The organism is Kitasatospora sp. NPDC051853 (assembly GCF_044452665.1).
In the GTDB taxonomy this organism is placed as follows: Bacteria; Actinomycetota; Actinomycetes; order Streptomycetales; family Streptomycetaceae; genus Kitasatospora.
The window spans coordinates 171,569-190,703 of the sequence record NZ_JBITBY010000009.1 but is presented as its reverse complement, the minus strand read 5'-3'; the positions used below and the strand labels follow the sequence as shown (position 1 = coordinate 190,703).

At 73.0% G+C, this 19,135-nt stretch carries 17 protein-coding genes; 8 read left to right on the top strand and 9 right to left on the bottom strand.

Features of this window, described 5'->3' with window-relative positions:
* Window positions 1-75: 75 nt before the first annotated feature.
* Genes ACIA8O_RS25625 through meaB form a run of 3 tightly spaced genes read left to right on the top strand, consistent with a single transcriptional unit; the run spans window position 76 to window position 5,207 of the window.
* Window positions 76-1,959, top strand: coding sequence for a methylmalonyl-CoA mutase family protein (locus tag ACIA8O_RS25625; RefSeq protein ID WP_396296307.1), 1,884 nt, complete (start codon window positions 76-78; stop codon window positions 1,957-1,959).
* The gene (gene scpA / locus ACIA8O_RS25620) at window positions 1,956-4,172 is read left to right on the top strand and encodes a methylmalonyl-CoA mutase (protein ID WP_396296306.1); all 2,217 of its coding nucleotides are present in this window, start codon (window positions 1,956-1,958) and stop codon (window positions 4,170-4,172) included. Before ACIA8O_RS25625 ends, scpA begins: the two co-directional genes overlap by 4 nt.
* A 33-nt stretch (window positions 4,173-4,205) precedes the next feature.
* A complete protein-coding gene (gene meaB, locus ACIA8O_RS25615) occupies window positions 4,206-5,207 on the top strand; it encodes a methylmalonyl Co-A mutase-associated GTPase MeaB (protein WP_396296305.1) in 1,002 nt (333 codons plus the stop codon).
* Window positions 5,208-5,300: 93 nt separating this feature from the next.
* Here meaB and ACIA8O_RS25610 read toward each other — a convergent pair whose 3' ends face one another.
* The 9 genes from ACIA8O_RS25610 to ACIA8O_RS25570 all read right to left on the bottom strand — a co-directional run bounded on the left by ACIA8O_RS25610 (window position 5,301) and on the right by ACIA8O_RS25570 (window position 14,713).
* Window positions 5,301-5,957, bottom strand: a complete 657-nt coding sequence (locus ACIA8O_RS25610) for a class F sortase (protein ID WP_396296304.1) — start codon at window positions 5,955-5,957, stop codon at window positions 5,301-5,303.
* Window positions 5,958-5,985: 28 nt separating this feature from the next.
* A complete protein-coding gene (locus tag ACIA8O_RS25605) occupies window positions 5,986-6,534 on the bottom strand; it encodes a hypothetical protein (protein WP_396296303.1) in 549 nt (182 codons plus the stop codon).
* A 660-nt stretch (window positions 6,535-7,194) separates the two neighbouring features.
* On the bottom strand, window positions 7,195-7,446 hold the full coding sequence (locus ACIA8O_RS25600; RefSeq protein WP_396296302.1) for a hypothetical protein: 252 nt from the start codon (window positions 7,444-7,446) through the stop codon (window positions 7,195-7,197).
* 195 nt (window positions 7,447-7,641) lie between these two features.
* The gene (locus tag ACIA8O_RS25595) at window positions 7,642-8,121 is read right to left on the bottom strand and encodes a hypothetical protein (protein ID WP_396296301.1); all 480 of its coding nucleotides are present in this window, start codon (window positions 8,119-8,121) and stop codon (window positions 7,642-7,644) included.
* On the bottom strand, window positions 8,118-12,023 hold the full coding sequence (locus tag ACIA8O_RS25590; RefSeq protein WP_396296300.1) for an RHS repeat-associated core domain-containing protein: 3,906 nt from the start codon (window positions 12,021-12,023) through the stop codon (window positions 8,118-8,120). Before ACIA8O_RS25590 ends, ACIA8O_RS25595 begins: the two co-directional genes overlap by 4 nt.
* A complete protein-coding gene (locus ACIA8O_RS25585) occupies window positions 12,020-12,619 on the bottom strand; it encodes a hypothetical protein (protein WP_396296299.1) in 600 nt (199 codons plus the stop codon). Before ACIA8O_RS25585 ends, ACIA8O_RS25590 begins: the two co-directional genes overlap by 4 nt.
* Before the next feature lie 99 nt (window positions 12,620-12,718).
* Window positions 12,719-13,096, bottom strand: coding sequence for a hypothetical protein (locus tag ACIA8O_RS25580; protein WP_396296298.1), 378 nt, complete (start codon window positions 13,094-13,096; stop codon window positions 12,719-12,721).
* A 72-nt stretch (window positions 13,097-13,168) separates the two neighbouring features.
* Complete coding sequence (locus ACIA8O_RS25575; RefSeq protein WP_396296297.1) at window positions 13,169-13,876, bottom strand: DUF4230 domain-containing protein; 708 nt, start codon at window positions 13,874-13,876, stop codon at window positions 13,169-13,171.
* Between the two features lie 120 nt (window positions 13,877-13,996).
* A complete protein-coding gene (locus tag ACIA8O_RS25570) occupies window positions 13,997-14,713 on the bottom strand; it encodes a class F sortase (protein WP_396296296.1) in 717 nt (238 codons plus the stop codon).
* Window positions 14,714-14,798: 85 nt separating this feature from the next.
* Between ACIA8O_RS25570 and ACIA8O_RS25565 the strand changes: the two genes are divergently transcribed.
* The 5 genes from ACIA8O_RS25565 (at window position 14,799) to ACIA8O_RS25545 (ending at window position 19,132) form a co-directional block, all read left to right on the top strand.
* Window positions 14,799-14,930 carry a hypothetical protein gene (locus ACIA8O_RS25565; RefSeq protein ID WP_396296295.1) on the top strand — a complete coding sequence of 44 codons (132 nt, stop codon included), beginning with the start codon at window positions 14,799-14,801 and terminating at the stop codon, window positions 14,928-14,930.
* Window positions 14,930-15,442 (top strand): hypothetical protein, encoded by a 513-nt coding sequence (locus tag ACIA8O_RS25560; protein ID WP_396296294.1) that lies wholly within the window; start codon window positions 14,930-14,932, stop codon window positions 15,440-15,442. Before ACIA8O_RS25565 ends, ACIA8O_RS25560 begins: the two co-directional genes overlap by 1 nt.
* 524 nt (window positions 15,443-15,966) lie before the next feature.
* Window positions 15,967-17,199 carry an MFS transporter gene (locus tag ACIA8O_RS25555; protein ID WP_396296293.1) on the top strand — a complete coding sequence of 411 codons (1,233 nt, stop codon included), beginning with the start codon at window positions 15,967-15,969 and terminating at the stop codon, window positions 17,197-17,199.
* Window positions 17,200-17,358: 159 nt separating this feature from the next.
* Entirely contained in the window at window positions 17,359-17,733 is a 375-nt protein-coding gene (locus ACIA8O_RS25550; RefSeq protein ID WP_396296292.1) for a YciI family protein, read from the top strand.
* 193 nt (window positions 17,734-17,926) lie between these two features.
* Window positions 17,927-19,132: an RNA polymerase sigma factor gene (locus tag ACIA8O_RS25545; RefSeq protein WP_396296580.1), complete on the top strand. Its 1,206-nt coding sequence runs from the start codon at window positions 17,927-17,929 to the stop codon at window positions 19,130-19,132.
* The last annotated feature ends 3 nt before the right edge of the window (window positions 19,133-19,135 follow it).

Sequence of the window (19,135 nt, the reverse complement as noted above, 5' to 3'; positions counted from 1 at the left end):
CGTGGAGTGCAGGGAGGTCAAGGTCACACCCCCTCCATCTGATGATCGTCGGCTAACGGGCATTAACCTTCGGCTATGACGGTCCTGCCCCAAGGGCTCCCTCTGGCCGCCGAGTTCCCGGAGACTTCCCGCGAGCGGTGGCAACACCTGGTCGAAGGCGTCCTGCGCAAGTCCGGCGCGGACGTCTCCGGAGCACAGGCGGAGGAGGCGCTCTCCACCGAGCTTCAGGACGGACTCCGAGTCCGTCCGCTGTACACCGCCGAGGACGGCGCGGCTGCCGCCGAGGCCGCCGGCCATCCGGGCTTCGCCCCGTTCGTCCGGGCCGGACGGCCGGAGGGTTCGGCCGTGGCGGGCTGGGACGTGCGGCAACGGCACGCCGAGCCGGACCCGGTCCGGGCCAACGAGGCGGTGCTCGCCGACCTGGAGAACGGGGTGACCTCGCTCTGGCTGGAGCTGGGCGGCGCCGGGCTGCCGGTCGACGGGCTGGGCCGGGCGCTGGACGGCGTGTACCTGGACCTGGCCGGGGTGACCCTGGACGCCGGGACCGAATTCGGCGCGGCGGCCGAGCAGTTCCTCCGCGTCCTCCAAGAGCGCGGCGTCCCGGCCACGGCCGCCACCGGTAACCTCGGGGCGGACCCGCTGGGCCTGCTGGCCCGCACCGGCCGGGACGTCGACACCGACGCGCAGCTGGCGGAGGCCGCCGCCCTGGCGGCCCGCTGCGCGGAGCAGTACCCGGGGCTGCGCGCCCTGGTGGTGGACGCCCTGCCGTACCACGAGGCCGGGGCCTCCCCCGCCCAGGAGCTGGGCTGTTCGCTGGCGACCGGTGTCGCCTACCTGCGGGCGCTGACGGCGGCCGGTCTGGATGTGGACGCGGCCTGCCGGCAGCTGGAGTTCCGCTACGCGGCGGACGCGGACCAGTTCCTCTCGATCGCCAAGTTCCGTGCCGCGCGCCGTCTCTGGGCCCGCGTCACCCAGGTCTCCGGCGCCGCCGCGGACACCGCGCAGCGCCAGCACGCCGTGACCTCGGCCGTGATGATGACCGAGCGGGACCCGTGGGTGAACATGCTGCGCACCACGGTGGCCTGCCTGGCCGCCGGGGTCGGCGGCGCGGACGCGGTGAGCGTGCTGCCCTTCGACAGCGCGGTGGGCCGGCCGGACGCGTTCGCGCGCCGGATCGCCCGCAACACCCAGTCGGTGCTGCTGGAGGAGTCGCACCTGGCCCGGGTGATCGACCCGGCCGGCGGCTCCTGGTACGTCGAGCAGTTGACGGAGGAGCTGGCGCGCTCGGCCTGGGCCTGGTTCCAGGAGATCGAGCGGGCGGGCGGCCTGCGGGCCGCGCTGGCCGACGGCACGGTCGGCGAGCGGATCGCCGCGACCTGGGCGAAGCGTCAGGTGGCGCTGGCCAAGCGGCGCGAACCGGTCACCGGTGTCAGCGAGTTCCCGAACCTCGGCGAGCAGCCGCTGGTGCGCGAGCCGCTGCCCGCACCGGTCGGCGGGGGCCTGCCCCGGGTCCGGCTGGCGGGTGCCTACGAGGCGCTGCGGGCCCGTTCGGACGCGCACCTGGCGGCGACCGGGGCCCGGCCCCGGCTGACGCTGGCCGCGCTCGGGCCGGCCGCCGCGCACACCGCGCGGCTGAGCTTCGCGGCCAACCTGTTCCAGGCCGGCGGCATCGAGACGGTGACGGCCGCGGGTGACGAGGCGTCGGGCGCCGAGGTGGTCTGCCTCTGCTCCAGCGACAAGGTGTACGCCGAGCAGGCCGTCGAGGTGGCCGGCGCGCTGAAGGCCGCCGGAACGCGGCGGGTGCTGCTGGCCGGCCGTCCCGGCGAGCTGGGCGAGGCGCTCCGGGCCGCCGGGGTGGACGAGTTCGTGTACGCGGGCGGCGACGCCGTCGCCCTGCTGACCTCCCTGCTGGACGACCTCGTCGGCGGGTCCGAGGAAGAGAACGGAGCGGACCGGTGATCCCTGACTTCACGGAGATCGGCCTCGACCAGGAGGCGGCCCCGGCTGCCTCGGCGGCCTCGACCGACGCGCAGTGGCGCGAGGCCTGGCGGGAGGCGACCGGCAAGGACGTCGAGGAGCAGCTCTGGGAGACCCCGGAGGGCATCGGCGTCAAGCCGCTCTACACCGCCGCCGACCTGGAGGGCCTGGACTTCCTGGGCACCTACCCGGGCGCGGCCCCGTACCTGCGCGGCCCGTACCCGACCATGTACGTGAACCAGCCGTGGACGGTGCGCCAGTACGCCGGTTTCTCCACCGCCGAGGAGTCCAACGCCTTCTACCGGCGGAACCTGGCGGCGGGTCAGAAGGGCCTGTCGGTCGCCTTCGACCTGCCGACCCACCGCGGCTACGACAGCGACCACCCCCGGGTGACCGGTGACGTCGGCATGGCGGGCGTGGCCATCGACTCCATCTACGACATGCGGCAGCTGTTCGACGGGATCCCGCTCGACCGGATGTCGGTGTCGATGACGATGAACGGCGCGGTGCTGCCCGTGCTGGCGCTGTACATCGTGGCGGCCGAGGAGCAGGGGGTGCCGCCGGAGAAGTTGGCGGGGACCATCCAGAACGACATCCTCAAGGAGTTCATGGTCCGCAACACCTACATCTACCCGCCGCAGCCCTCGATGCGGATCATCTCGGACATCTTCGCGTACACCTCGCAGAAGATGCCCCGGTACAACTCGATCTCCATCTCGGGCTACCACATCCAGGAGGCCGGGGCCACGGCCGACCTGGAGCTGGCCTACACCCTCGCCGACGGCGTGGAGTACCTGCGGGCCGGGCTGGAGGCGGGGCTGGACGTGGACGCCTTCGCGCCGCGCCTGTCGTTCTTCTGGGCGATCGGGATGAACTTCTTCATGGAGGTCGCCAAGCTGCGCGCGGCCCGGCTGCTCTGGGCCAAGCTGGTGAAGCAGTTCGACCCGAAGAACCCCAAGTCCCTTTCGCTGCGCACCCATTCGCAGACCTCGGGCTGGTCGCTGACCGCCCAGGACGTGTTCAACAACGTGACCCGCACCTGCGTGGAGGCGATGGCCGCGACCCAGGGGCACACCCAGTCGCTGCACACCAACGCGCTGGACGAGGCGCTGGCGCTGCCGACCGACTTCTCGGCCCGGATCGCCCGCAACACCCAGCTGATGCTCCAGCAGGAGTCCGGCACCACCCGGGTGATCGACCCGTGGGGCGGCAGCGCGTACGTCGAGCGGCTGACCCACGACCTGGCGGCCCGCGCCTGGCAGCACATCCAGGAGGTGGAGGCGGCCGGCGGGATGGCGAAGGCGATCGACGCGGGCATCCCCAAGCTCCGGGTCGAGGAGGCCGCCGCGCGCACCCAGGCGCGGATCGACTCCGGCCGCCAGCCGGTGATCGGCGTCAACAAGTACCGGGTCGCGGCCGACGAGCAGATCGAGGTGCTCAAGGTCGACAACTCGGCGGTGCGGGCCCAGCAGATCGAGAAGCTGCGCCGGCTGCGGGCCGAGCGGGACGAGGCGGCCTGCCAGGCCGCGCTGGCCGCGCTGACCGCCTCGGCGCGCGAAGGCGCCCGCACGGGCGGCGGGTTGGAGGGGAACCTGCTCGCCCTGGCGGTGGACGCGGCCCGGGCCAAGGCCACGGTCGGCGAGATCTCGGACGCCCTGGAGGAGGTGTACGGGCGGCACTCGGGCCAGATCCGTACCATCTCCGGTGTGTACCGGGACGAGGCAGGACAGTCGGGCTCCGTGGACCGCACCCGCGAGCTGGTGGAGCGGTTCGAGCGGGCGGAGGGGCGGCGGCCGCGCATCCTGGTCGCCAAGATGGGCCAGGACGGCCACGACCGCGGCCAGAAGGTGATCGCCACCGCCTTCGCCGACCTCGGCTTCACGGTGGACGTCGGCCCGCTCTTCCAGACCCCGGCCGAGGTGGCCCGGCAGGCGGTGGAGGCGGACGTGCACATCGTCGGCGTCTCCTCGCTGGCGGCCGGTCACCTGACCCTGGTCCCCGCGCTGAAGGCCGAACTGGCCGAGGCGGGACGGGAGGACATCACCATCGTGGTCGGCGGCGTCATCCCGCCGCAGGACTTCGAGGCGCTGTACGAGGCGGGGGCCGCCGCGGTCTTCCCGCCCGGCACGGTGATCCCGGAGGCCGCGTACGACCTGCTGACCAAGCTGGCGGACGAGCTCGGGCTCGAACTGTGAACTCCGGCAAGGTGGTTGGGGGAGCCTGACCCGATGGCCCGGACGATCGACATCGAGCAGTACGCCGCCGGGGTCCGTGACGGCTCGCGCGCCTTCATCGCGCGGGCCATCACCCTGGTGGAGTCCACCCGGCCCGACCACCGGGCGCTGGCCCAGCAGTTGCTGGCCGAACTGCTGCCGCTGAGCGGCAAGGCGGTGCGGATCGGCATCACCGGCGTGCCCGGCGTCGGCAAGTCCACCTTCATCGAGGCGCTGGGCACCATGCTCACCGGCCGCGGGCACCGGGTCGCGGTGCTCGCGGTCGACCCGACCTCCAGCCGCACCGGCGGCTCGGTGCTCGGGGACAAGACCCGGATGGAGCGGCTGGCGGTCGACCCGAACGCCTTCGTCCGCCCCTCCCCCACCTCCGGCACGCTCGGCGGGGTGGCCAAGGCCACCCGGGAGAGCATGGTGGTGATGGAGGCGGCCGGCTACGACGTGGTGCTGGTGGAGACGGTGGGCGTCGGCCAGTCCGAGACCACCGTGGCCAACATGGTGGACACCTTCCTGCTCCTCACCCTGGCCCGCACCGGGGACCAGCTCCAGGGCATCAAGAAGGGCGTCCTGGAGCTGGCCGACCTGGTCGCGGTCAACAAGGCGGACGGCCCGCACGAGACCGACGCCAAGGCCGCCGCACGCGAACTCGCGGGCGCGCTACGGCTGTTGCAGGCACCGGACGCGGTCTGGAACCCGCCCGTGCTCACCTGCAGCGGCCGGGACGGCACCGGCCTGGACGTGCTCTGGGAACGGATCGAGCAGCACCGCACCACCCTGGACGCGGTGGGCGCACTGGCCGCCCGGCGGCGCGACCAGCAGGTCTCCTGGACCTGGTCGATGGTGCACGACCAGCTACTGTCCCGGCTGCACGACCACCCCGCGGTACGGGCGCTGGCACCCGAACTGGAACGGCTGGTGCGGGACGGCGCGGTGACCGCGACCACCGCCGCCGACCGACTGATGGCAGCCTTCCACCGCCCCGTGGACGGGAACGACTGACGGCTGCATTTCCCCAGCATTCACGATTCACACCGAATGCCCCGGCCTGCACTGCGGCCGGGGCATTCGGCTGTCGTCCATTCCGGTGCGGGCTCAATGAGCGTCCGTCAGATGGGCGAAAAGGATGACATTACTGGTGTATTCACGGTCGGCCCGGTCGAATCGTCCACCGCAGGTGATGATCCGCAGTTCCGCCGCCTGGGTCGGCCCGTAGACCAGGGTGTTCGGAAATGCCTTCCGGGGGAAGGTGCGGACGTCGTCGACGGTGAACACCGCCGTGGAGCCGTCCAGCCGGGTGACCTCCACGGTGGCCCCCGCCTTCACAGTGGACAGCGCCCAGAAGACGGCCGGTCCGTCCGGCGTGTCCACGTGCCCGGCCACCACCGCGGCGCCCTGGGCGCCCGGGGTCGCCGAGTCCCGCAGCCAGCCCGCCGTGCCCGGCATCGAGAACGGCGGGAGTTCGGGCCGCCCCTTGTCGTCCGAGCCGAGCGCCAGCAGCGGCGCCGCCACGCCGATCGCGGCGATGGTGATCCGGATCGGCGTGGACGGGGCGAGCGGGGCTCGGCCGCCCGGGGTGCGGTGCTCGGGCCCCGGTGACGGAGCGGCCTGCTGAGGGGTCGTCAGGCCGGGGGCCGGATGCGGGACGGCCGCCGCCCGGGGAGCGGGCGGGGACGTGCCGCCGGAGCGGCCGGCGTCGCGGACGGCCCCGACCAGCGAGACCAGCAGCAGGGCACCGGAGAGGACCGCCATGGCCGGTTGGACGCGGCGCGACCATCCGTCAGGCACCGTTCACGGCTCGGCCCCGCCGTCGCCGGACCAGCCGCACCACGGCCGTCCCCGCCGCCCCGCCGGTCAGCGCGAGCGCCCCGTAGCCCGCCAGGCCCGGCTCGGGCCGCTCCTTCCCGTCCTTCCAGCCGCCCCCGGTGGCGGGGGCGGCTGGGTCGGCCACCGTGACGGTACCGACGGCCACCGGACGGCCGTCGCAGTCGGCGGTGACCGGGTAGCTCCCCGGCACCGCGCCCACCGGGACGGTGAGCTGACCGCCGGAGCCGCCCGGCGGGAGCTGGACCGGGGCGGTGAGCACCGGCGAGGTGACGGTGGTGCCCGGGCAGGCGGTGCCGGTGTTGATCTGCACCGTCCCGCCCGGGCGGGTCACGCCCGGGTCCACGGTCAGCGGCGCCGGGGAGGCCAGGGCGGGGGCACCGGCCGGTGCGGGGGCACCCGGATCGCCCGGGTCCGCCGGGTCTCCCGGGTCCGCGGGGTCTCCCGGATCGGCCGGGTCTGCGGGGTCCGCCGGGCCGGCGGGTGCGGCCTGGGTGCTGGGCACCGCCTTCGGCGCCTGGGCCCTCGGGGTCTCCCCGCACCGGACGGGGTGGACCGCGCACCAGCCGGGCGGCATTCCGTCGCGCGGTGCGGCGAATGCCGGGCCACCCGTTCCCAGAAATGCTGCCGTTACTGCGGCACCCGCTAGTCCCATAGCGAGCTTCGCCATCAAACCGGCTCCTTTCACAGCCGAAGCCGAGCTGACCCGAAGTCACACCCGGCTCCTGCGCGAACAATTACGCAATGGTTGTGAAATCGACCCCCGCGCTAAACCCGGCTCCTCCGGCTGCCCAATGATCAACACCCGGCTGGACGGCCCCTTCAACCCACTCGGCCCAGCTTCCGCCCGGTGCGCCCCCCGTGCGCCCCGCAGCCCACCCAACACCCCCCGAACAGCTCAGGGTTGGCACTGGTACCCGGTCCGGACGGCCCCGACCGCGTCCGCCCCGGCCGGACAGGCCTCCCCACCGTCGTCAGTGCAGGCCATCCCGAATTCGACCCGGACATTGGGATGGTCCCGCTGGTTCAGGTGACCGTCCACGCAGCCCTGGCAGGTCCCGCGGAAGCGGTGGTGTGCCCGCGCCGCGTAGGTCCGGATCCCCGCGCACGGGCAGGGCCCGTTGGCGGTCAGGGCGCGGTGGAGACGGCCGCCGGTACCGGTGACCTACGGGGTGGCCACTCCGTACGCCCACAGGGCGTGGCCGCGCTGGACGTCCGGCCGAACACCCTGGACGGTGGAGTACTCGGCGGAGGTCGGGCAGCCGAGGGCCGAGCCCGGCTCACCCACCGAGCGGCACTTCTGGAAGACGCAGCCCTTGACCGGTCGGCTGTCGAAGGACCGGTCGCCCTTACCGAAACCACCGGTGTGGAACGAGGCGTCCGGCTCGGTCGGGTCCGCACAGCCGCGCACCGCCAAGTACGGGCATTCATCCGGGCGTTCCGGCGGCTCCCGCCCCTCAGACCGCTACTCGCGGACGATGCCGAGCACGAGGCCGCCCAACGCCTCCCCGACCGGGACGATGGATTCGCCGGTCTCCTCACTCCGGTCGGCGGACCTGTCCTCCTCGATCTCGTCCCGGCGTACGGATCCTCGTCGCGGCAGCGGCCACGCTCAGCCGAGCGAGACGCTGAACACGTCCCCCTGTCCTGGCCAGTCGTCGCGCTCCTCCTGGTTGTCGACCACCAGGGCCGCGACCTTCGTGACTTCCGCCCGGTACTCGAGGTAGTCGCTCTGGTCGGATTTCACGGTGAGACCGACTGAGGCGGGAATCAGCTCGGCTACTTCGTCCCAGGTCAGGTACTCGGAGAATTCGACTGCTTGAGCGTCATGCCACCGCTTCGCCAGACCGTCCACGACGGAGAGGCGGTGGATTTCGACCGAGGCCCCGACCACCACCCATTCAGGCCCGTCGTTGAAGTAGACCTCGACGAGCCCGTAGTCCCTGCGCAGGGAAAGGTTCGGCTCCTCGTCGAAATCGTCGATGTAGTCGACCTTGAACGCCCTGTCCACCTCGGCCAGCGAGGAGCCGACGCCCACTCCGTGAAGCCGCCCGGTGGCGATGAATGAGGCGATGAACTCGGCACCGTTCACGGAATTATGCTCTCCAGGTAGTCGATCAATTCCTGCATCTCATCGGCACGATTGTGCTTGTTGCCCCAGTTGTTCCCGTTCTTCATGTGCTCCTGCGCCGATTTCGCCTTGGCCAGCAGGTCGGCCGCGAGCTTGGGGTCAGAATTTACCAGGTCGACCGCGGTCTTGACGCTCTTCGGTGATGCCATCCCGTGGGACAGCCGAATTCCCTCGCCCTTCAGAACGCCGTCCTCCATGTAGACGCGCACCTCGTCCTGTCCGACATGGATGTGGGCGCCCTTGGTGGCCCAGTCCGGGGCCACCGGAGACACGTGGGGCTTGTCCTTCCCCTTCTTGTGCGGGGAGAGCCCGAAGGGGTCGGTCCACGTGTGGGGGTTGGAGACGTAGCTGTCCGGGTTGGGCGCGGGTGCCAGGCCGAGCGGGTCCGGAGAGGTGTAGCGGGCGGTCTCCGGGTCGTAGTACCGATTCACGTTGTAGTGCAGCCTGGTCTCCGGGTCGAAGTACTGACCCGGGAATCGCAGTGGTGTGTAGGTACTGCTGTCGGCCGGCCAGGTGGTCTGGCCCCAGAGCGTGGGTGTGGCCCGCCAGGCGATCGCGTCGGTCAGCGGATCCACCAGTTCGACAGGGGTCCCCACCAGATCGGTGACGATGGCGAAGAAGCGCCTGTCGACCTGGGCCTGCGGCGTGTCAGCGGTGGCCGGCCTCACGATGCTCTCACTCTGCGAGATCGGCTCGATGCCGTGGTGGTCCCAGGTGAGCGTGTGCGGCCCGGGCAGGTACGGCGCGTGGGTGGTCTGCTCGGCGAGGGTGTGACCGTCCCAGGTGAAGTCCGTTCGCTCCTCGACGGTGTCTCCCTCCGCTCCGAGACGGAGCTTCGCGATGCGGCGGGCGAACGGGTCGTAGAGGTACTGCCATCGGGTGCCGTCCGGTGTGGTGACCTGTGTCAGGTGGTCCTCGCCGTCCCAGACGTAGTGCCAGCTGTCGGGTTTCCTGGAGAGGCGCGTGACCTGACGCAACGTCGTACGACCGACCGCGTCGTACTCGTACCGGACCCTACCCGCCGCGGCCAGCTGGGTCCCGTGGTAGCTGCGGGTGCCGAGTGCCGCCTCACTCGTACTGGTCGCCGGCCAGTCGGCGTCGGTGAGGTTCCCGGCCTGGTCGTAGGCGTACCTTTCGGTCCAGCTCACGGCCTGGACGGCGGTGACCCGCCCGTCGGCATCCAGCTCGAAGCTCCGGGAACCCGTGAGTCGGTCGTCGACACCGACCAACGCACCGTCCAACTGGTAGCGGTAGGCCCGGCGCTGCAGCTCGCCGGTTCGCCCGCGCACGGACTGGCCGACGAGACGGTGTCGGACGTCCCAGCTGGACGTGAGCGTCAAATGGTCGCCGATCGTGCGCCGTTGTTCGCGGCCCGCGAGGTCGTAGGTGAACGTCACCCGGCCGTGGCCGGTGGCGAGGGCCGTCGGACGCCCGGCGGGGTCGTAGGTCCAGTGGCTCGTGTGGCCGCTCGGCATGGCACGGCCGGTCCGGCGGCCGAGCACGTCGAGGGAGTGGGTGACGGTCCGTCCGTTGACGCTCTCGGAGAGCAGGTTGCCCAGCGGGTCGACCTCCCGGATCACGTCCGCGTCGGCGTTCGTGGCCCTCACCAGATGACCGGTGGTGTTGTAGCCGTAGGTCGTCACCCGGCCGTCTGCCTCCTTGACCACGGGGTGGCCGAGGAGGTCGTGCGTGAAGCGGGTCACCTGCCCGAGGTCGTTGACGATCGACTCGATCTGCCCGGCCGCGTCGAACTGGTAGACCCTGGTGCGTCCTTGGAAGTCGGTCTCCCTGCTCAGGCGGCCTGCCGCGTCGTAGCTGTAGGTCCACTGCATGCCGAGCGCGTTGGTGACGGCGGTCAGCTGCATGTCGGCGTCGTGGGTGAAGCTCATCCGGTTGCCCTGCGGGCCCGTACGGGCGGCGAGTGTCTCGAAATGGGTGTACTCGAAGGTGGCGATCCGGCCGAGCTCGTCGGTGTACGACACCAGGTTGCCCTCGGGGTCGTAGGTCCACGACTCCGCGCCACCGTCCGGAGATATCCTCGTTGCCGGGTATCCCTCGGTGGTCCAGGTCATCCGGGTGACCGCGCCGAGGGCGTCCGTGGCGGCCACCACCCGCCCGAAGGCGTCACGTGCGTAGAGGATGACCGCGCCGGTGGCGTCGTCGACCCGTACCGGGAGCCCGGCGGCATCGCACCGGACCGAGGTGGTGTGCCCCATCGCGTCCGTGACGGACGCGAGATGGCCGAGCTCGTCGTAGCCGTACGAGGTGACGGCGCCCAGCGGATCGGTGAGCGAGGTGCGACGGCCCGACTCGTCGTACGTGTGCACCCAGGTCGCGCCACCCGCTTCGGTGACGCTCGCCGGCTGGCTCGACTCGCCGTGGTAGGTGGCAGTCGCACGCTCCCCGTCGGGACGGATCACGGCGACCAGGTCCCCCGCGCCGTCGTACGCGTAGCGGGTGGTGCGGCCGAGCGGGTCGGTCTCGGCGAGGAGGCGGTCGTACTCGTCGCGTTCGAAGTGGGTGGTGTGGCCCAACGGGTCGACCTGGGCGGTGACTTGGGCGTGTTCGTTGATGTGGTAGCGGGTGGTGTGGCCGAGGGCGTTGGTCTCGGAGTGGACCTTGATGCCGGTGGTGGGGTCCGGGTCGCCGTAGTCGAAGTGGAAGCGGAGGGTGCCGTCGGCGCCGCCCTCGTCGACGACGCGGTCGAGGGGGTCGTAGGTGTAGAGGTACCGGCTGTCGTTGCGGTCGGTCCAGGAGGTGATGCGGCCGGTGGCGTCATTGGTGAAGCGCATCGGCTTGCCGGAGGAGTTGTAGACCGAGGTGAGGTGGCCGTCGGTGTAGCCGTAGCGCGTCAGCAGGACGTCGCCGCCGTCCTCGGCGGCGTCGGCCAGGCGCAGGGCGGTGATCCGGCCGGTGTCGACGGTGGTCAGGAGCCGGTAGCCGCCGGAGTGGGTGAGGGAGAGCGGGGTGCCGTCCTCGGCGTAGGCGAGGTCGTAGTGGCGGCCGAAGCGGTCGCGGACCCGGGTGAGCAGGGCCTCGTGGCCGTCGGGGGTGGTGGTGAACTCCCGGACCAGGCCCTGGGAGACGTCGGTCAGGGTGTAGCCGCCGGCGGCCGGGTCGACGGCCAGGTCCCAGCGGGTGCCGGCACTGGCCTGGGAGGGCTCGTCCGGTTCGGGGTGGGGGTAGGCCTGGGCGGAGCGGTCGGCGGCGAGGTAGACGACGCCCTCCTCGTCGATCTCCAGGCGTTCGTCGAAGGGGCAGACCCAGCGGGGGCCCATCCAGCGGCCGGCCAGGTACCCGGACTCGAAGGTGCGGGTGTACAGCAGCGGGAGGGAGCCGGGGAGTGCGACGTCGACCTGGTCGATGTACATCCGGCCGGTGGCCATGTCGACCGGCTCGCCGCCGCCGCAGATGGAGTCCTCCTTGCGGCCGGACTCGCGCGGGCTCTTCACCTGGTCACGGCCCTTGCGATCCGGGCGGGGGCCGTTGCGGCCGCCGGGGCGCGGACCGCCGCGGCCGGGGGACTTGGGGGTGTCACCGCCCTTGGCCCCGAACTTCTTCAGGTCGTCGAGGATCCGCTGCTCGTTGGCCTTGTGGTTGCGGCTGGTCTGCTCCAGGCCCCGGCCCATGTCGGCGAGGTGCTTGCGCAGCGCCTTCTGGCCCTGCTCCATCGAGTCCAGCAGCTTGCCGATGCCCTGTTCGGCGGCGGCCGCCAGCCCGCCCTTGCCCTTGGTGCGGCCGAAGGCCGACCGGGCCCGGGAGTGGTGGCGGCGGTGGGAGTCGTCGAGGTCGTCCGCGTGCCGGCCGAACTTCTTCGCCAGGTTGTCGATCGCGTCCGGGTCGTGCCGGAACTCGCCGCTCACGCCGCGTTCTCCCCATCGCCGGCTGCCGCGTCCTCCAGCAGGTTGATCACCAGGTCACCGGCCATCCCGGCGACCGCCTCGATCACCGCTCCGGTGGCCATCTCCATGAGCTGATCGACGATCATCTGCTGCGCCTCCTTGAGCAACCGCTTGACGATCACCCGGGTGGCCTGGGTCGCCCCCAGGGCTCCGACCTCGGAGAGTCCGAAGGTGAACGGCGCGGCGGCCTGGGCGGCGATCACCTCGGCCGCCAGGATGCCCAGTTGGACGACCGCGGCGATCTTGGCTCCCTCGATGACCACCGCCACGCCGTCCAGGCAGACGGCCACCAGCCGCCCGCCTTCGGCGAGTTGGTGCAGGTGGGTGCCGGAGATCTTGCCCCAGTGCGCCTCGAACGCCTGCACCGCCAGCCCCGCGTTGGAGCCGAGCATCTCCTGGACCGCGCCGTGCGCATCCGCGACACCGGTGTCGATGTCGGACGCGAACTCCCGCAGCGCGTCCGCCATTTCCCGGTAGTCGTCCTCGTCCACGTTCGGCCAGTTGATGCCGATCAGATCGAGGACCCATGCCAACTCGTCCGGCAGGACGACACCCATCCGCTCCACCCCCGTGGCGACGACATGCCAAAGCCCCGGCAGGCTATCCGCCCGTGCCGCGGCCCGCCCGGGCTCGCGCACCTTCGTACAAGAACCCCTTCAACGGACGTCCGGACTCCACTCGCGCGCCACCGCGATGCCGAGGTCGAGGGCACGCGTGCGGAGCCGGTGGGCGAGGGTTCCGTCCGGCAGGCGCACCAGCCCGGCCCAGAGGCCCACCAGGTCCCGTTCGAAGAGGGCGCGCAGCGTCGCGCGCGAGCCGCGCGCCGTCCAACCGTCCGCCCGCAGGCCGTCCAGTACGGTGGCGGGCACCCCGCCCCCGTCCGCACCCCCGGGCTGCGGCGCGGGGTCGAGGGAGAAGACCACCCACTCCTCGCCGGGTGCCGACCGGCCGGCGTCCACCACGGCGAGCAGGAAGGCCCGCTGACGCGCGTTCAGCCCCGCCCAGATCTCCTCGGGAGCCCTCCTCTTCGCCATCCCGCCGTCCCACCCGCCCCGCGCCGTCTCCGTGCCACTCCCCTCGGCGGCCGCGCCAGAGTACCCGGCGGCTCAGACCACCGTGACGGTGACGTCGGTGAAGCCGGTCGAGCGCAGCAGGCCGCCGAGCATCTCGCGGGTGCTGTCCTCCGCCTGCCGGGTCAGTTCGGTCTCCTTGGCCGCCTGTTCGATCTTCTGCACGGCGAGTTGCTCGACCTGGTGCTGGTTGCCGGGGTTGCCGCTGAAGAAGTCGCCGATCCGGTCGAAGAACCCGCGCTGCTGGAGGTAGACGTAGGAGCGCTTCACGTCGACGGCGGGCGGGGCCAGTCGGGCGTGCGGCACCTTCACCGTCACGCTCCGCCGGTCCTCCGAGACGGCCACCGCGTCCGCCCCGAGCCCGCCGAGGTCGACGTAGGCGTCCACCGATCCGGCCGCCACGTAGAGGGTGCGGTTGCCGAGGATCTGCGAGGGCAGGAAGGCGGCCTCGTGGTCGAGGTCCACGATCACCTGGAAGTTGCCCTGGGCGCCGGTGAAGCGCTTCATCTGCTGGATCGACTGGAGCAGCACCGGCTGGCTGCGGTCGACCGTCCTGCGCTCGAAGGGGTTCGGCAGGCTCGGGAAGAGCCCGGCCTGCGCCCCGGCCAGGAACAGCGCGAGGATCACGGCGAGCGTGACGGGCAGGCTCAGGTACCACGGCAGCCCCCGGCGCCCGTTCCTCCCGGAGGGCGAAGGTTCGTCGTCGGGGCGGGACTTGGGGCGGGAACGGCCGTTCGAGGTCATGCCGTGCGTCTACCCGGGGGTCGGCGGTTCAAGCAGATCGATCGCCAACGACCGGAGGGGGCAGGGAACTTGGGGCCACCCGCACCGGCCGCGGGAAAGCGGCGGGCCCCATCGACGGGATCAGGCGTGGACGGGCAGGAACTCGGTCAGGTGGCCGTACACGACGACGTTGCCGCGGTAGCCGGTGGCCTTCGAGTAGCCGCCGCCGCAGGTGATCACGCGCAGCTCGGGCCGGGTGGTCGCGCCGTGGACCCGCTCGGTGGGGAAGCGGTCGTTGGGGTACACCTCGACGGCGTCGACGGTGTACCGGGCCCTGCTCAGGTCGGCCCGGGCGATCTCGATGGTGTCCCCCTTGTGGAGGGCACCGAGGGAGTAGAAGACCGCGGGCCCCCGACCTGTGTCGACGTGACCGACGAGCACGGAGTTCCCGGTGTTGCCCGGGCCGGCGCTCTCCCGGTACCACCCGACCGGCTCACGGCCGTCGTCCGGCGGGACGAGCCGTCCGGAGTCGTCGAGGTCGACCCCGGTGATCGCCGCGTCCACGCCGATCGCCGGAATCCGGATACGGGTCGGGCTGGAGTAGGCCGTGGCGGCCACCACCGGCGCCCCGGGCGGGGCGCTCGGCAGGATGGCGGGCGAGGTCCCGGGCGCCGCGGTCCCGGACGGGGGCGCGAACGCCTCGGCGGCCGCCGGAGTGGGCGGGGACGTCGTGTGCGCCCCACCGTGAACCATCCAGGCTCCCAGGGCGACGGCGGCACCGGCCGCGACCAGGGACGGGAGGGCGGAGCGTCGGCGGGGGCGACGGTGGGAGCGGTACTGGGAGTGGCGGTGGGACATGGCAGGGACTCCCCGTTCTTCGCGGTAGCGCCACCATCCCCGGCCGCACCCGGTTCCTGACGCATCGACGGGCACCGTGGCCCGGATGGCCGCACAGCGGCCGGTGGCTGCGGACGAGTACCCGTTCGGCGGCGCTGGGCGACGGGCCGCCAGGGAACTCATCGGATTTATGGACCGGTGGATCGACCGCCGGCCCGTGACCTTCGAGGAGATCTGATGTCGGTTCTGACCAGGAGGAAGTCGTTCGGGGGTGCCATGGCGGTCGGCGCCGTCGTGGCGATCACGGCCTTCTCCAGCCCCGCGTACGCGGACGGTACGACCCTGTTCCAGGGCCGGACCGAGGGCGGCAGCCTCATCGTGAAGAGCGGGGACATCATCGCCTGCGCAGGGGTCGGCGACGTACGGGTGGCCGACACCACCGGCACCGAGCACCGGACGGACGGAGCGGGCACCACGTTCACCACACCGGCCGGGGCCCACGTCGAGACCCTGCACCCCGGGACCGTGAAGGTGACCTTCCACGGAGCCTCCGCCGACGTCACGTGCGGCCCGGAGGAGTTCCCCACCACCAGCGCCCGGGTGCCGAAGGGCCCCTCGCTGGCCGGTGTCGGCGGCGGGGTGTCCGAGGCGAGCACGGTGCGGACGGTCGGCGGCGCGGCCGTCGCCCTGGCCGGTGGCACCTTCGCTGCACTGACCCTGTACCGCCGCCGTACGGCGGGGAGGAACTGACCCCACCTCAGCCGGCCGCCCCGGTCCCCGTGACCGAGCCCACGCTCGGCACCGGCATCGGAGGCGGTCGGCGGACGTCTCCCCGGACGCCGTAGCTGCCCCGGCGCGAACTGCCCAGAATACCAAGCCGGTTGACGTGGACGTCGCCCGAGACGCGCACGCCGTTGTCGGAGCTGCACACCCCCACGTTCCCGTAGGAGTCGGCCGGCGGGGTGAGGCACCCACTGCCGGCCGTGGCCATGGCCGCGACGAGGGTCGACATCGGCCTTGTCCCCCGGTCCGTCGTGAGTGCGGTGCCGGTGGCGCGCACTCTACTGACGGGGCCGCACCAAGTGGCAGGACGGGCTCCGCTTCGGCCGCGAGGGTTGTCCGCCGCCCTGGAGATCGCTAGTGTCCGCTCCCATGGACGTCTCCGATCCGCACTGACGGAACCCGCACCGCCGCCCGCACCGGGCGGCACCTCGGTCCGTCGTGCCCGCGCGCAGCCCGGAGTGCTGCGCCATCCCCTCTGGAGACGTTTTCCCATGTCCGGCCCCGATCGGGGCGGCGCGACCTTCCGCGCCGTCCTCGCCCTGCCCCATGCCCGCCGCCTGTTCACCGCCGCGATGCTGGCCCGGTCCTGTTACGGCCTGTTGCCGCTCCCGCTGCTGCTGGCCCTCCAACAGGCCACCCGCTCCTACACCTTGGCCGGTGCCACCGCCGCGGCCTCCGGCCTGGCCACCGCGCTGCTCGGCCCGTACCGGGCCCGCCTGGTGGAGCGTCACCCCCGGGCCCTGACGGTGTTCGCGCTCTGCTACGCCGCCCTGCTGACCGCCGTCGCCGTCGGCTGCGCGGCCGGCGGGCCGGTACCGCTCACCCTCGGCCTGGCCGTGCTGGCCGGGACCTGCCCGCCGCCGGTCGGACCGCTGATGCGCACGCTCTGGGGCCGGCTGGCCCGGGGCGAGGCGCAGCAGCAGGCCGCGCTGAGCCTGGACACGGCGGCCGAGTCCACCGTCTTCGCCCTCGGCCCGGTGCTCGGCGCCCTGCTGGCGGCCGCGGTCACCCCGCCCGTGGTGCTGCTGCTCTCCGCCCTGCTGGTGGTGATCGGCTTCGGGCTGCTGGCCCGGGCGCTGCGCGGGGCGCCGGAGCGGGTCCGGGTGTCCGGCGCGGCGGGCGGTGGGGGCGCGTCGACTCCGCTGCGCCGTCCGGGGTTCCTGCCGCTGCTGCTGGTCGTGCTGGCCACCGCCTCGGGGCTGTCGCTGTTCGAGCTCGGCGTACTGGCGGCCTGGGGCACGGTGGCCACCGGCGTGCTGGGCACGCTGTTCTCGGTCGGCGGTGTGCTGGGCGGTCTGCTGTACGGCCGCCGCCGCTGGCCCGGGCCGCTGACGCGGCGTCCGGTGGTGCTGGCGGCCGGGGCGGCGGCCGCGTACGGGCTGCCGGTGCTGCTGCACTCGGCGCCCACCGCCGGGGTGGCGCTGCTGCTGGCCGGCGCCTTCACCGACGTCCTGCTGATCACCTCCTACCAACTGGTGGACCGGCTGGTCCCCGAGGGCTCCCGCACCGAGGCCGGTGCCTGGGTCAACACCGCCTTCAACCTGGGCGCGGCCGCCGGCTCCGCCCTCGGCGGCACCCTCGTCGACCGCTCCGGCCCCTCGGTGGTGTTCGCCGTCACCGCCGCCGTGATCGGCGCCTGCGCCCTGCTCTGCGCACCGGCCCTGACCCGCCGTCCGGCCGACCGGACGGTGCCGGACCACGAGGAGGAACGGGTGGCGGCCTGACTGCGGCATCCGGCCCACGCCCCGGGCCCGTCCGGCGGCGCGGTCCGCACTCCTCGGAAAAAATCTTCCCCGGACGTGTCGATCCTCCGCGCCCCCGTCCGACGCAGGGGTGAGAGGCGGGGAGGGACCCCGCCGCCGCACCGATCCGAGGAGCACACCATGCCCCGCTACATGACCCTGATCCGCATCGACGAGGAGAAGGCCGCGGGCTTCGAGCCCGACCCCGGCTTCGAGCAGCGGATGGGGGCCCTCTTCGAGGAGCTCGCCAAGGCCGGGGCGATGCTGGACACCAACGGCCTCAAGCCGACCTCCGAGGGCACCCGGCTCTCCTGGTCGGGCGGCCGGCTGAGCCTGACCGACGGGCCGTTCACCGAGACCCGGGAGGTGGTCGGCGGCTACATCGTCCTCCAGTGCCGGGACAAGGCCGAGGCGGTGGAGTGGACCCGGCGCTTCCTCTCCCTCCACCCGGAGGGCTGGGAGGTCGGCGCCGAGGTCCGCGAGATCGACGAGATGCCGACCCCGCCCGGGGCCTGACGGCGCGTCGGCGCGGAACGCACCGGCACGCCCCCGGCACGCCCTCGGCACGTTCCCGGTCCGCACCGGTCCGTGCCGGGGCGTGCCGCGTTGCCCCGACGGGGCCCGGCTGCTCTGATGGGTGCCCGTGACGGAGCAACGCGGCGCGGCCGGGCGGGAGGACGTGGCGGCGGTGGTCGCGACCGTCTTCACGATGGAGTCGGCGCGCATCATCGCGACCGTGACCCGGGTGGTCCGGGACATCGGCATCGCCGAGGAGCTGGCCCAGGACGCGGTGGTGGCGGCCCTGGAGCAGTGGCCGCGGGAGGGCGTGCCGGACCGTCCGGGTGCCTGGCTGACCACCGTCGCCCGCCGCCGGGCGGTGGACCTGGTCCGGCGCCGTGAGCTGTACGCCCGCAAGCTGGCCGAGGTCGGCCGCAGCCTGGAGGACGTACCGCCGCCGCCCGACCCCGCCGAGCCGGACGACATCGACGACGACCTGCTGCGGCTGGTCTTCACCGCCTGCCACCCGGTGCTCTCCGCCGACGCCCGGGCCGCCCTGACGCTGCGTCTGGTCGGCGGTCTGACCACGGCCGAGATCGCCCGGGCCTTCCTGGCGCCCGAACCGACGGTCGCCCAGCGGATCGTCCGGGCCAAGCGGACCATCGCCGCCGCCGGGGTCCCCTTCGAGGTGCCGACCGGGGAGGACCGGGCCGGGCGGCTGGCCTCCGTCCTGGAGGTCATCTACCTGGTCTTCAACGAGGGCTACGCCGCGACCGCCGGGGAGGATCTGCTCCGTCCGGCGCTCTGCGAGGAGGCGATGCGGCTGGCGCGGGTGCTGGCCGCGCTGATGCCGCAGGAGCCGGAGGTGCACGGGCTGGCCGCCCTGACGGAGCTTCAGGCCGCCCGCCTCCCGGCCCGCACCGGGCCGGACGGCGAGCCGGTGCTGCTGGCCGCGCAGAACCGCGCCCGCTTCGACCGGCTGCTGATCCGGCGCGGCACCGAGGCCCTGGCCCGCGCGGGCGTCACCCGCCCCGACGCCGGCCCGTACACCCTGCAGGCCGCCATCGCCGCCTGCCACGTGCTGGCCCCGCGCTGGACGGACACCGACTGGCCCACCATCACCGGGCTCTACACCCGACTGGAGGCCCTCAACCCCTCCCCCGTGGTCCGCCTCAACCGCGCCGTCGCCCTCTCCTACGCCCGCGGCCCAGCCGAGGCCCTCGCCCTGGTCGACGCCCTCGCGGCCGAGCCCGCCCTGCGCGGCTACCACCTGCTCCCGAGCGTCCGCGGCGACCTGCTGGCCCGCCTGGGCCGCCCGTCCGAGGCCCGCGCCGAGTTCCAACGCGCCGCCGCCCTGGCCGGCAACGACCGTGAACGCGACCTGCTCCTGGACCGGGCGGCCGGGCTCGACGGCTGACCG

Coding starts and splice junctions, on each gene's coding strand:
- ACIA8O_RS25545 (WP_396296580.1), top strand. CDS start 17,927: ATGGAGTCGGCGCGCATCATCGCGACCGTGACCCGGGTGGTCCGGGAC.
- ACIA8O_RS25625 (WP_396296307.1), top strand. CDS start 76: ATGACGGTCCTGCCCCAAGGGCTCCCTCTGGCCGCCGAGTTCCCGGAG.
- ACIA8O_RS25570 (WP_396296296.1), bottom strand. CDS start 14,713: ATGTCCCACCGCCACTCCCAGTACCGCTCCCACCGTCGCCCCCGCCGA.
- ACIA8O_RS25555 (WP_396296293.1), top strand. CDS start 15,967: ATGTCCGGCCCCGATCGGGGCGGCGCGACCTTCCGCGCCGTCCTCGCC.
- ACIA8O_RS25565 (WP_396296295.1), top strand. CDS start 14,799: ATGGCCGCACAGCGGCCGGTGGCTGCGGACGAGTACCCGTTCGGCGGC.
- ACIA8O_RS25610 (WP_396296304.1), bottom strand. CDS start 5,957: ATGGCGGTCCTCTCCGGTGCCCTGCTGCTGGTCTCGCTGGTCGGGGCC.
- ACIA8O_RS25575 (WP_396296297.1), bottom strand. CDS start 13,876: ATGACCTCGAACGGCCGTTCCCGCCCCAAGTCCCGCCCCGACGACGAA.
- ACIA8O_RS25585 (WP_396296299.1), bottom strand. CDS start 12,619: ATGGGTGTCGTCCTGCCGGACGAGTTGGCATGGGTCCTCGATCTGATC.
- ACIA8O_RS25550 (WP_396296292.1), top strand. CDS start 17,359: ATGCCCCGCTACATGACCCTGATCCGCATCGACGAGGAGAAGGCCGCG.
- ACIA8O_RS25580 (WP_396296298.1), bottom strand. CDS start 13,096: ATGGCGAAGAGGAGGGCTCCCGAGGAGATCTGGGCGGGGCTGAACGCG.
- meaB (WP_396296305.1), top strand. CDS start 4,206: ATGGCCCGGACGATCGACATCGAGCAGTACGCCGCCGGGGTCCGTGAC.
- ACIA8O_RS25560 (WP_396296294.1), top strand. CDS start 14,930: ATGTCGGTTCTGACCAGGAGGAAGTCGTTCGGGGGTGCCATGGCGGTC.